Below are 12599 nucleotides of genomic sequence, written 5' to 3'. Positions count from 1 at the left end.
TTATTTGCGGAGGGTGCGCTGTTCGATGCGCTTCTCGAAGGTGCCGCAAATGATCCGGTCGACGTAGATCCCTGGGGTATGGATATGCGCCGGGTCCAGCTCGCCCGGTTCGACGATTTCTTCGACTTCGACCACGGTGATCTTGCCGGCAGTGGCGGCCAGCGGGTTGAAGTTCTGGGCGGTGTGGCGGTAGATCACGTTGCCGAAGTGGTCGGCTTTCCAGCCTTTGACGATGGCGAAGTCGCCGGTGATGGATTCTTCCATCAGGTACGGGCGACCGTTGAATTCGCGGGTTTCCTTGCCTTCGGCGACGGGTGTGCCGACGCCGGTGGCGGTGAAGAACGCCGGGATGCCGGCACCACCTGCGCGCAGTTTTTCGGCGAGGGTGCCTTGAGGTGTCAGGACCACTTCGATTTCGCCGCTGAGCAGTTGCTTCTCGAACAGCGCGTTTTCACCGACGTAAGACGCGAAGACTTTGCTGATCTGCTTGCCTTCCAGCAGCAGGCCCAGGCCAAAGCCGTCGACGCCGCAGTTGTTGGAGACCACGGTCAGGTTGCGGGTGCCTTTGCGCTTGATTTCGGCAATGAGGTTTTCCGGGATGCCGCACAGGCCAAAACCACCCGCCAGCACCGTCATGCCATCTTCCAGGCCTGCCAGCGCCTCTTCATAGGACGCTACGCGTTTATCAAAACCTGCCATATGCACCTCTTTTATTGTTTGTGGGCCAGCCATATGAACCGAGTGTTGCGCCGACGGATTGATTTGTTAAGTTGTTTTTTAAGGTTGATTGATTTAAAAAACAGCATAGTCACCAGCCATCGGGAGAAGCTTCATGACAGTTAAACAGATGCGCGCCTTTCTTGCCGTGGCCCAGACCCTCAGCTTTGCGGCGGCCTGTGAGCGTTTGCATCTTTCCCAGTCGGCCTTGAGCCTGACCATCAAAGGTCTGGAGGAAGGCCTCGGCGGGCGCTTGTTCAGCCGCAATACACGCAATGTCGCGCTGACCCCCGAAGGTGAATCCCTGCTGCCCCTGGCCCGGCGCCTGATCGCCGATTGGGACAATGCCGAGGATGAGTTGCGCCAGCGTTTCACCTTGCAGCGCGGGCGGGTGACGGTGGCAGCGATGCCGTCGTTTGCCGGGAACCTGCTGCCGCCGATCCTGAAGATTTTTCGGGCGCGCTATCCCCAGGTCAACGTGACGGTCAATGACGTGATCAACGAGCAGGTGCTGGAAATGGTCCGGGATCGCCAGGTGGAACTGGGCGTGGCGTTTGAGCCTACGGAAAGCTCGTCGCTCGTGTTCACCCCGCTGTATGTGGATCGCTTTGTCGCGGTAGTGCCCGGTGACTCGGCGTTGGCGCGTCGGTCCGATATCGACTGGCACACCCTGCTGGAACAACCCTTCATCACCTTGCAGCGCCCCTCCACGGTGCGGGTGATGCTTGAAGAACACCTGAAGGCGCTCGACATGAAGCTGCCCGTGGCCCTGGAGAGTCATCAACTGGCGACGGTGGGCAAGATGGTTGCCAGTGGCTTGGGTGTCAGTGCGGTGCCGGCGCTGTGTGCGCGACAAATGCAGGAAGCGGGTGCCCACTGCATCACGTTGAGCGATCCGGTGATTGAACGGCCGATTGGTGTATTGACCAAGCCCGGTCACGAACTCTCGGCGGCGGCCCAGGCCATGTTTGATATCTTTCGCGATGAAGCAGGGAAGGGGCGTTTTCCAGCCTTGCTGCAATAACAGTCGGCCATAAAAAAGCCTGCTCGTTTAAGCGAGCAGGCTTAAGTAATCAGTGGGTAGTTATCAGCAGTATCTGTCGATCACTTTAACGTGCGAATGGCCTTTAAGGTTCTGCCATTCGGTATTAAGTGTGTGAAAGACCTGCTCGATAAAGTTGCGATCGGCGGCGGCTTTCTTGCCGACATAACCCTGGCCGCGGCGGTACATCTTCAGGCGTGCTGCCAGTTCACGGTTATTCTTGTCGAACTCTTCTTCCACGGTATGGGGCGCCAGGCAGTCAATATGGACCTGGCCCGATTTACCAATCCAGAGGATATGGTCGTCGAGCGTGTCTTTCTGCGCTGCGAACATCTCAGCCAATTCATCGATAGTTGGTTGGTTGTTCAGATTCATGTGTAAGCCCCTTGACCAGTTGGCGATCTTTAGTTGATCCGTTAAAACTACTAAGTTGTCTCCGGCTCAGAAAACCGGGCGTCAGCGACTGTCTGCCGAATACGGGCAGGGTCTTGAACCGATGCATGTAGTCTTGCTGATGAACTGCTACGCAATGGTTTCATAACGAAGACAAGCAGCGTTTGAGCTCCTTGTACCGATCCTTTCGGGCCGGTCAGCTTCATCAATCTGCCTTGTGGGCAGTGCACATCCGGAAAAAACAGCTCGGCGGTCAGACGAGCTTGTTCAAAACGCTTGTTACCAACGCTCCCGATCCGGGAGACGCTTGAATCATGCAATTACAAAATGGTTACGTCAACGATTATGTAGTGATTATTTTCGAGTACTACATAAATCCCCGTGGGACGGGGATGAGAGCGGAAAGCGTGACTTGGGCGTCATTTTCTGGAAGTCGAGTCGGGTATGAAAACTGTAGGAGCGAGCTTGCTCGCGAAGATCGTCAACGATAACGCGGGGCTTCTGAGAGTCAGCGGGGCCCTCAGGTTTTTCGCGAGCAAGCTCGCTCCTACAGGAGGTGCTCCACCAACAACGGCAGCAGGCGCTCGCAGGAGGCCTCGATCTTGAGTTGCAGCAACTCATCGCCCCGTGTCTTGCCCAGATTGATGGCAATCACGGGCTTGCCCTGCTCAACCATCGCCTTGCACAACCGAAACGCTGAATACGCCATCAGCGACGAACCCACCACCAGCAATCCTTCCGCGTCATCCACCGCCGCCATCGCCTTGGCGGCGGTGCCCTGGGCGACGTTCTCGCCGAAAAACACCACATCCGGCTTCAGCCGTTGCCCGCCGCAATGGGGGCAGCGGGGCACCTGGAAGCGTCCTTCAAAGGCCGGGTCCAGCAGGGTGTCACCGTCCGGCGCCTGAACCGCGTCCACCCCTGCCAGGTACGGATTCTCAGCTTCCATCTGGCGCTGGATCAGATCTCGTTCGCTGGTCTGCTGGCAATCCAGGCACAGCACCCGGTGCAGGCTGCCGTGGAGTTCGATCACGTCATGGCTGCCGGCCTGGTCGTGCAGGGTGTCGACGTTCTGGGTGATAAGCCCGGTAATGCGCTGGCGCTGCTGCAAGCTGGCCAGTGCGATATGCGCAGCGTTCGGCTGTGCGACACGCACCCTCGGCCAGCCGAGCATCGCCCGAGCCCAGTAGCGGCGGCGTGCTTCCGGGGTCGCGAGGAACTCCTGGTACATCATCGGCGCCTTGCCCCGGCGCACGCCTTCGCTGTCCCGGTAGTCGGGAATGCCCGAAGAGGTGCTGATACCCGCACCCGTCAGTACCAGGAAGCGCCGTTCGGCCATGGCCCGGTGCAAGGTAACGAGGTGGTCATCGACCTGATGTTGCAGGGTATCGAGCATGGGTTCCCCAATGATTATTCGCCGCGAATGTACTGCTCCAGCTGCTTGATCAGGTCGGCCTGTTCGGCAATGGCTTCCTTGACCAGGTCGCCGATGGACAGCAAGCCAAGCAACTCGCCGTTCTCCACCACAGGCAGGTGCCGCAGATGTCGGTCAGTCATGATAGTCATGCAGGTCTCGACAGTCTGGTGAGTGTCGACGGTGATCACCGGCGAATTCATGATCTCGTGGGCTTTGGTCGCCACCGAAGACAATCCATGGAGGATGACCTTACGGGCATAGTCTCGTTCACTGATGATGCCCACCACCTTCCCGTCCTGGAGCACTGGCAAGGCCCCGACGTTTTTCGAAGCCATCACGATCAAGGCCTCAAATACCGTATGGTCGTGGGGGATGGTGTGGACTTGCTGGTTTTGCTGGTCTTTGGACTTCAGCACTTGGGCAACGGTTTTCATGGAGGCCACTCCGGTGTTGTTATTGTTGGGAGGTTAGCAGGCCCTACAGAATCCTGGATGGCCTGCAGCAGGGCAAGGTCCAAAGCGGCATACATCCCGTCGAAAAACGTCATTGACGCGACTTTTCAGTGCCTCTCAGCCTTTGTTTGCCGGTTTCGCCGCCCGCTTCGGGCTGGTGGCTGTCTTGCGCTTGGCCGGTTTGCGTTTGTTTTTCCACGGTGCAGCGCCACGTCCTGCCGGGCTGGCCGGGCCGCTGATGGTCAGGCGCATGCCGGTGCAGCGGGTGACTTGCTTGCTCATCCACGCCGCCTGTTTGGCGACGAATTCTTCCAGGCTCATCTCTCCGCTTTGCACCATGTCCAGTGCTTGCTCCCAAATGGCCGTGGTGCCGGGGTCGGCGATTGCCCGGGGCACCGCATCGATCAGGCTGAACGCGGCAGGCGTTGCCGACAGCGCCTTGCCTTTTTTCACCAGGTAACCGCGATCCAGCAGGCCCTGGATAATCCCGGCGCGGGTGGCTTCGGTGCCGATCCCGGTGGTGTCCTTGAGCTTTTGCTTGAGCAGCGGGTCTTCCACCAGCTTGGCGACGTTTTTCATCGCCTTGATCAGGTCGCCTTCGGTGAAGGGCTTGGGTGGCTGGGTCCACAGGTCCTTGAGGTTGACCTTGGCCACGGCGTAATCCTGGCCTTGAACCAATTTTGGCAAGGACTGCGGCGCAGGCGCTTCACGGCCTTTGGCCGGTGCCAATGCTTCCGGCAATGCGCGTTTCCAGCCAGGCTCCACGATGACTTTGCCGACAGCCCGCAAGGCTTCACCGGCGCAGTCGAAATCGGCCTGGGTGCGGTCGTATTCGTGATTGGGCAGGAACTGCGCGAGATAGCGGGCGCGAATCAGGGTGTATACCGCGCGATGCTTGCCGGTCAGTTGCCCGACATCCTTGCCGGCGCCGGTAGGGATTATGCCGTGGTGCGCGCTGACCTTGGCGTCGTTCCAGGCCCGTGAGCGCCGTTGTGGATCCATATGCGGCATCAACGCGTTCACTGCCGGATCGGCCCGCCCCAGCGCCGCGAGAATTTTCGGCGCGTCGCCGTGCTGGCTAAGGGGCAGGTAGCCGCAATCGCTGCGCGGGTAAGTAATCACTTTGTGGGTTTCGTAGAGCGACTGCGCAACATCCAGGGTTTCCTGAGCGCCGAGGCCGAGTTTTTTCGAGCAGATTTCCTGCAAGGTGCCGAGGTCGAAGGGCAGGGGCGCCACGTCGCGCATCCGCTCGGTACGCAGTTTGATCAGTCGCGCACTGGCGGCGTTGCTCATGGCGTTGGCGGCGTCCCGGGCAAGCTCCGGATTGAGGCAACGGCCCTGATCGTCACAGGCATCTTCGGTCGCGCGCCATTGCGCAGTGAAGGTGATGTTGTCGTGGAGCAAATCCACATCGATGGCCCAATAGGCGACGGGTACAAAGTCGGCAATGCTGCGGTCCCGGTCTACCACCAAGCGCAGGGTCGGGGTTTGCACCCGACCTACCGGCAACACGCCCTGATAGCCAGACTGTCGGCCCAGTAGGGTAAACAGGCGGCTCATGTTCATCCCGATCAGCCAGTCGGCGCGGGAGCGGCCAAGCGCCGAATGGTAGAGGCTGAAGGTTTCCGCACCGGGCTTCAATGAGGCCAGGGCCTTGCGGATCGATGCGTCATCGAGTGCCGAGAGCCACAGCCGTTGGATGGGGCCGCGATAACGGCAGTGCTCCACCAGTTCCCGGGCGATCATCTCGCCCTCGCGGTCGGCATCGGTGGCGATTACCAATTCCTGGGCTTCCCCCAGCAGGCGCTTGACTGCCTTGAACTGGCTGGCGGTCTTGGGCTTGACCAGCATCTTCCACTTCTCGGGGATGATCGGCAGGTCGGCCAGCACCCAGCGCTTGTACTTGGCGTCGTAGCTGTCGGGCGGGGCGGTTTCCAGCAGGTGGCCGATACACCAGGTCACGGTAACGCCTGAACCCAGCCAACAACCGTCGCCACGCCGGGTCGCGCCGAGCACGGCGGCGATATCCTTGGCCTGGGACGGTTTTTCACAGAGGAACAGCCGCATGGTCACCACATTCGCTACGAAATTGAATGGGGAGCAGGATGCGCAACAGAAGGGAATTGATCAACCTTTATCTGTATGGATGTACAGCAAAAGGTTGCGCTGCCGGTCGGGCGACCGGCAGCGGGTCAGCTTCAATTATTGTCGATATCGACGTTCTTGGTCTCTTTCAGGCAAATCAGCCCGACGATCAAGCTCACTCCGGTAATCACCACCGGGTACCACAAGCCGTAGAAGATATCGCCGGTGTACACCACCAGCGCAAACGACACCGTCGGCAGGAACCCACCAAACCAGCCGTTACCGATGTGGTAAGGCAGCGACAACGAGGTGTAGCGGATGCGCGTCGGGAACAGCTCCACCATCAGCGCCGCCAGCGGGCCGTAGCACATGGCGGCAATCAGGATCAGTGCCACGATCAGCACCACCACCATGGTTTTGTTGACCTGCGCCACGTCAGCCGACTGCGGATAACCCGCCAGCGTCACCGCGCCTTTCAGGGCAGCTTCGTCGTAACCGTCGATACGCACATCACCCACGCTCACCTGCACCGCACTGCCGGCCGGGGCGGCCGCGCTTTCGTACGGCAGGCCCTGTTTCACCAGGAAGGTCTTGACCTTGTCGCACGGGCTGTCAAAACGCGCCTTGCCTACCGGGTCGAACTGGAAGGTGCAGGTGGCTGGATCCGCCAACACCGTGATCGGTGACTGGCGGCTCGCGTGGTCCATCGCCGGGTTGGTGTAGTAGGCCAGGCCCTTGAAGATCGGGAAGTACAATGCGGTTGCCAGCAGCAGGCCGACCATCAACACCGGCTTGCGCCCCAGCTTGTCCGAGAGCCACCCGAAGAAGATGAAGAACGGCGCGCCAATCACCACGCTGATGATCAGCAGCATGTTGGCCAATGCCGGGTCCATCTTCAAAAATTGCGTGAGGAAGAACAGCACATAAAACTGCGCGGCATAGAACGTCACCGCTTGCCCGGCGTTGATGCTGAACAGTGCAATCAGCACAATCTTGAGGTTTTCCCATTTACCGAAAGATTCGCGGATCGGCGCCTTGCTGGCCTTGCCTTCCTCTTTCATTTTCAGGAACGCCGGCGACTCGTGCAGGCTCATGCGGATCCAGGTGGAAATGCCCAGCAGCACGATCGACAGCAGGAACGGCAGGCGCCAGCCCCACACTTCGAACTGGTCACCGGTGAAATAACGGCACGCCAGCACCACCAGCAGCGACAGCAACAGGCCGAGGGTAGCGGTAGATTGAATCCAGCTGGTGTGGAAGCCCCGTTTGCCCGCTGGGGCATGCTCGGCCACATAAGTGGCTGCGCCGCCGTACTCGCCGCCGAGCGCCAGGCCCTGGAGCATGCGCAGCGCCACGAGGATGATCGGTGCAGCGATGCCGATGCTTGAATAGGTCGGCAGCAGGCCCACGCAGAAGGTTGCCAGGCCCATCAGGACGATAGTGGCGAGGAAGGTGTACTTGCGGCCGATCAGGTCACCCAGCCGACCGAACACCAGCGCGCCGAACGGGCGCACCACAAAGCCGGCCGCGAAGGCCATCAGGGCGAAGATAAACGCCGTGGTGTCGTTGACCCCGGCAAAGAACTGCTTGCTGATCACCGCCGCGAGGGCGCCGTAGAGGAAAAAGTCATACCACTCGAACACCGTCCCGAGGGAGGAGGCGAAGATGACTTTCTGCGTGTCGTTGCTCGAGCGTGCGCCGAGCGCCGGGTCCAGGGGTTGAGCGTGTTCTGACATTGGGTAGCCCTCACAGTGATTATTTATTGTTGTTCCACTGTCGGCGCCAGCATCAGCGCCGCTATTCCACTGTAGGAGCGAGCTTGCTCGCGAAGAATGCAAAGACACTGCGTTAATCCGGAATGCACGCATTATCGTTGACGTTTTTCGCGAGCAAGCTCGCTCCTACAGGTCTAGCCGGTAAGGTAAGTTCAAGCCGGTAAGGTCAGTTCTTTCTCCGGTGCGAGGCTCCTTGTGTTCGGCGAAAGGATAAGCTGCGCGGCTTTTTCCGCGATCATCAGCGTGGGTGAGCAGGTGTTGCCTGAAGTAATGCGTGGCATGACTGACGCGTCGGCGATGCGCAGGCCCGGAATGCCGTGCACCCGCAGTTGCGCGTCGACCACCGCCTCCTTGTCGCTGCCCATGCGGCAGGTGCCCACCGGATGGAAAATAGTGGTGCCGATGCGGGCGGCGGCCTCTTGCAGTTGTTCGTCGGTTTGCAGTGCTTCGCCGGGCAGGTATTCCACCGGGTTGAATTGCTTCAGGGCCGGCGCCGAAACGATCCGACGGGTCAGGCGAATGGCGTCGGCGGCCACCTTCAGGTCTTCCGGATGGCTGAGGTAGTTGGGGCGGATCAACGGCGCGTCTGCCGGGTTGGCCGAGCGAATGTCGATGCGGCCACGGCTTTGCGGGCGCAGGTCACACACCGAGGCGGTGAAGGCCGCAAAGGCGTGCAGCGGTTCGCCGAAGCGCTCCAGGGACAGCGGTTGCACGTGGTATTCGAGGTTGGCCGACGTCTGTTCCGGCCCGGAGCGGGCGAACGCGCCCAACTGGCTGGGGGCCATGGACAGCGGGCCGCTGCGGTCGTACAGATAGCGCAGGCCCATGCCCATCTTGCCCAACACGGTGCCGGCGATCTGGTTCAGGGTGCGGGCGTTTTCCAGCTTGTAGATCAGGCGCAGTTGCAAGTGATCCTGCAGGTTGCCACCGACGCCCGGCAACTCGTGCAGCACATCAATACCCAAGGGCTTGAGCACGCTGGAAGGGCCGATGCCGGAGCGTTGCAGAATGCCGGGCGAACCCACCGAACCGGCGCACAGGATGATTTCCTTGCGCGCCCTCCATGTGACGGCCTGGCCTTGCTGGCGAGCAACCACTGAGGTGGCGCGACCGTTCTCCAGCAGCACGCGGTCGACTTCAACCTCAGTCATCACCGTCAGGTTGGGCCGCTGGCGGATCGGCTTGAGGAACGCCTTGGCCGCGTTCCAGCGCACCCCGGATTTCTGATTGACCTGGAAATAGCCGCAGCCTTCGTTGTCGCCCTGGTTGAAGTCGCTGATGCTCTCGATTCCACTCTGCTGCGCGGCATCGCGAAACGCGTCGAGGATCGGCCAGTGCAGGCGCTGTTGTTCAACCCGCCACTCTCCGCCATCACTGTGGAATTCCGAGGCGCCGGCAAAATGGTTTTCGCTCTGCTTGAACAGTGGCAGCACATCTTTCCAGGCCCAGCCGGGATTGTCCTCGGCCCAGCCGTCGTAGTCCCGGGCCTGGCCGCGCATGTAGATCATGCCGTTGATCGACGAACAACCGCCCAGCACCTTGCCCCGTGGATAGCTCAACGCACGGCCTTGCAGGCCTTCCTGGGCTTCGGTCTTGAAGCACCAGTCGGTGCGTGGGTTGCCGATGCAGAACAGGTAGCCGACGGGAATGTGGATCCAGGGATAGTTATCGCGACCGCCGGCTTCAAGCAGCAGCACGCGATGGGCAGGGTTGGCAGACAGTCGATTGGCCAGCAGGCAGCCTGCGGGGCCGGCGCCTACCACCACGTAATCGTATTCAGCAGCTGCAGAATGCATCTGTGACCTCGCTTGTTTTTCTTATTGGCTCCATCCTAGTTGTTAGTTTTCGTCTTAAAAATGTTAGTTTTTACCCAGCTGCTGTGCGTTTTTAGACAGCGATGCTTTTGAGGTGGAGAGCGGAGGCGGCATGTTCGACTGGAATGATCTGCGGTTCTTTCTTGAGTTACAGCGTAGCGGACGCCTGCTCACGGCGGCGCAACGTTTGAAAACCACCCACGCCACCGTGGCCCGGCACATCGAAGCCATCGAGAAAAGCCTCGGCACCGCGCTGTTCGTGCAGCACGCACAGGGTTACGAACTCACGCCTTCCGGCGAAGCCCTGCTCAAACACGCCGAAGCCATGGAAAACGTCGCACTGCTGGCCGAAGAAGAACTGACCCATTCCGCCGCGCCCCTGGGCAAGATTCGCCTGGGCGTGGCTGAAGGTCTGGGGGTGATGTTCCTCGCCAGCCGCATGGGCGGCCTGTTCGAACGCTACCCGGGCCTGGAAGTGGAACTGCTGGCGGTGCCGCGCTTCGTCAGCATCCTCAACCGCGAAGCGGAAATCAGCATCCACCTGGAACGCCCCAGCGTCGACCAACTGGTGACCCGCAAACTCACCGACTACCGCCTGGCCCTCTACGCCAGCCGCAGCTACCTGGACCGTACGCCACCGATTGAAAAGCGCGAGGATTTGGCAGTCCATGCCTGGATCGATTACGTCGACGATTTGTTGTTCAGCCAGGAATTGAAATTCCTCAGCAGCTTCTGCCGCAACCCCAAAGTAGTGTTCCACAGCACCAGCGTGATCGCACAGCACCAGGCCGCGCGATCGGGGTTAGGGATTGCCGTGTTGCCGTGCTTCATGGCAGCGAGCGACCCGGATCTGGTGCCGCTGCTGCCGGGCGAGAGCATCCAGCGCAGCTACTGGATCAGCTCCCGGCGCGAGTTGCACAAGTCGGTAAGGTTGCGAGTGTTGTGGGATTACCTGGTGGAACTGTGCGCGCGGGAGCAAGGGGTTTTGTTGGGGGAGGGTTAGAGCTTCACCACCTGATGCACCTGCTCACCACAGGCCCGGATCTCATTGATCATCTTTTCAAACGGCGCGCTGACAATTTCATCGTGAGTCAGCCAGCGTATCTTCTGCACCAGGAGGTAGTGATAGCGCCATTCACCCTTGACGCGTTCACCCGTCAGGTCCAGGTCGTACCACGGCGAGTGCACCTGGCAGGCCTTGATGTCCTTGTCGATCTGGCCACCCGACAGCGCGATGGTGTAATCCAGCGTCTCGGGGTTGCCTACATACAAGTCCGCCAGTTGCCCGTTGCGGCGATAGTTGAGCAGCCCGTCCCATTTCTCCTGCAGCAAGGCATCGTTGTAGATGTGGTCATTGCCTAAGGGCTCCAGGGGCCGCATGTCCGTCAGGGTGGCGCTGACTTTGTAGCTGGCCGGGATCAAAAACGCCGTGGCGGGGCGCTCGACCTGGCAGTCGGTGATCTGTTTGCCGAAGTTGTCGCAGATGTTCTGGTCGCTGGCGGTGGAGCCTTGCTGGCGGTCGGCGAGGCTCAGTTGCATCAGCGGCATACCGCGAAAATCAACGGTGGCCGAGACGCGGGCGGTGCCCTGGGCGTCGAAGCGTTCCTGCTTGTCGAGGATCAATGTGGTGGCGGCAGGTTGCAGCGGGATGTGTTCTTCACGTACCTGGCCCTCGGCGTTGGTCACCAGCACCCAGCGGTCCTGGATGTCGGGCAGGGTCTGGCCTGGGGCGAAGACCGGGTTGGTCGGGTCCAGCCACCACACCTGGCCATCGACTTCGGCGCGGACAATGGCGTGGTTCGGCGCGCCGGTGCCGGGAATCAGCAGCGGGTTGACCACGTCGCCGCGGCTGACCCAGGCGGATTCGGCCTTGATTCCGCTGGCCTTGAGCATGGCCGCCAGCAGCGTCGAAAGGTCTTTGCAGTCGCCGTAGCCGTGCTGTTCGATCTCGGCCAGGCTGAAGGGTACATAGCCGCGATCCGATGCACGCCAGTCGCCCAGGTAACGGTAGTGGTCGTTGATGTGCTGCATCAGGTCGGCCACTTGTTGCACCGGCGGCAGGCCGCGAACGGCGGCAACGGCGGCGGCGCCCTGGGGCGGTAGCTTGGCGCTGAGGATCTGGTTGTAGCGTTCGGCGAAGTTGCCGAAGTACTGCTGGCGATCCAGCGAGCTGCCGACTTCGATGCGCGGGGCGTGGCGAATGTAGGCGTTGGCGGATTCGTTGATGTAGCTGAGGTAGGTCGGAGCCTTTTGCACCACGTCCAGGGTCTTGCGATTGGCCGATGGGGTAATGCTGAAACCCTCCATCAGTTCGCTGCGCCACTCGATGGGCCGCTCGGCGGTGAAGCGTGCCTTGAAGTGGTCACGTCGTGCAGCGCTGGGGCCGAACTGCAAGGCGTAGTAGAACTCGGTCATCAGCGGTTTGGCGGGATAGTGTTCGCGCACCGTATAGCGTATTTGCGTGTCGACCCGCAGGTTGGGGAATGCCAGGGAGGTCTGTTTTTCTCGGGAGAATCCCTGGTCAGGATTGGGGGCGGTGCGGGTGTCGATTTGTGCCTGATCCAGGGGCACCGGTTTGCCGCCGGGCTGGGTGGACTCGGCCTTGACCAGTTCAAAGCCGTCCTCTTCCTGATAGCTGAAGTCAATCCGCGAGAGCATTTCCCGGCCGCTCGGCTTGAGGATGGTGTAGTGGTAGCGCGTGGTGCAGTCGACGCTGGCGTCGCGGTTGAAGTGGCAATGCAGCTCGGTGTCGCTGGCCAGCGGGGCTTCGGCCATCGGTTGCAGGGCGGCAAACGCGCTGTGGCTGGCAAGCCCCCAACTGATGCAGATCAGGGGACGGTAAAACGAAAAACGGTGCATGAGCGCCTCAGGTGGAACATTGACACAAGTACCCTGGGGGTACCG

Annotated in this window: 10 protein-coding genes; 2 read left to right on the top strand and 8 right to left on the bottom strand. The window is 60.7% G+C overall.

Features of this window, described 5'->3' with window-relative positions:
• Window positions 1-699: a CoA transferase subunit A gene (locus ACA046_RS20230; RefSeq protein WP_063031241.1), complete on the bottom strand. Its 699-nt coding sequence runs from the start codon at window positions 697-699 to the stop codon at window positions 1-3.
• 133 nt (window positions 700-832) lie between these two features.
• Here ACA046_RS20230 and ACA046_RS20225 point away from each other — a divergent pair, with 133 nt between their 5' ends.
• Window positions 833-1741 (top strand): LysR family transcriptional regulator, encoded by a 909-nt coding sequence (locus ACA046_RS20225; protein ID WP_076016888.1) that lies wholly within the window; start codon window positions 833-835, stop codon window positions 1739-1741.
• A 63-nt stretch (window positions 1742-1804) separates the two neighbouring features.
• Here the strand turns inward: ACA046_RS20225 and ACA046_RS20220 are convergent, their stop codons facing one another.
• From ACA046_RS20220 to ACA046_RS20195, 6 genes are all read right to left on the bottom strand, one after another.
• Window positions 1805-2134, bottom strand: a complete 330-nt coding sequence (locus ACA046_RS20220; protein WP_459021921.1) for a hypothetical protein — start codon at window positions 2132-2134, stop codon at window positions 1805-1807.
• 565 nt (window positions 2135-2699) lie between these two features.
• Window positions 2700-3548, bottom strand: coding sequence for an NAD-dependent protein deacetylase (locus ACA046_RS20215; protein WP_497674835.1), 849 nt, complete (start codon window positions 3546-3548; stop codon window positions 2700-2702).
• Window positions 3549-3562: 14 nt separating this feature from the next.
• Window positions 3563-4003, bottom strand: coding sequence for a CBS domain-containing protein (locus ACA046_RS20210; protein WP_010172262.1), 441 nt, complete (start codon window positions 4001-4003; stop codon window positions 3563-3565).
• A gap of 135 nt (window positions 4004-4138) precedes the next feature.
• Window positions 4139-6088 (bottom strand): DNA topoisomerase III, encoded by a 1950-nt coding sequence (locus tag ACA046_RS20205; RefSeq protein ID WP_497674834.1) that lies wholly within the window; start codon window positions 6086-6088, stop codon window positions 4139-4141.
• A 131-nt stretch (window positions 6089-6219) separates the two neighbouring features.
• On the bottom strand, window positions 6220-7842 hold the full coding sequence (locus ACA046_RS20200; protein ID WP_497674833.1) for an MFS transporter: 1623 nt from the start codon (window positions 7840-7842) through the stop codon (window positions 6220-6222).
• A 191-nt stretch (window positions 7843-8033) separates the two neighbouring features.
• Window positions 8034-9677, bottom strand: a complete 1644-nt coding sequence (locus tag ACA046_RS20195; RefSeq protein ID WP_497674832.1) for a GMC family oxidoreductase — start codon at window positions 9675-9677, stop codon at window positions 8034-8036.
• A gap of 130 nt (window positions 9678-9807) precedes the next feature.
• Here ACA046_RS20195 and ACA046_RS20190 point away from each other — a divergent pair, with 130 nt between their 5' ends.
• The gene (locus ACA046_RS20190) at window positions 9808-10698 is read left to right on the top strand and encodes a LysR family transcriptional regulator (protein WP_010172253.1); all 891 of its coding nucleotides are present in this window, start codon (window positions 9808-9810) and stop codon (window positions 10696-10698) included.
• Here the strand turns inward: ACA046_RS20190 and ACA046_RS20185 are convergent.
• Window positions 10695-12554 (bottom strand): DUF3857 domain-containing transglutaminase family protein, encoded by a 1860-nt coding sequence (locus ACA046_RS20185; RefSeq protein WP_497674831.1) that lies wholly within the window; start codon window positions 12552-12554, stop codon window positions 10695-10697. The genes ACA046_RS20190 and ACA046_RS20185 overlap by 4 nt on opposite strands.
• Window positions 12555-12599: the final 45 nt, after the last annotated feature.

This window comes from Pseudomonas sp. LBUM1641 (assembly GCF_059716235.1).
Note: the sequence above shows the minus strand (reverse complement) of the source record. Positions and strands in the feature narration are given on the sequence as shown.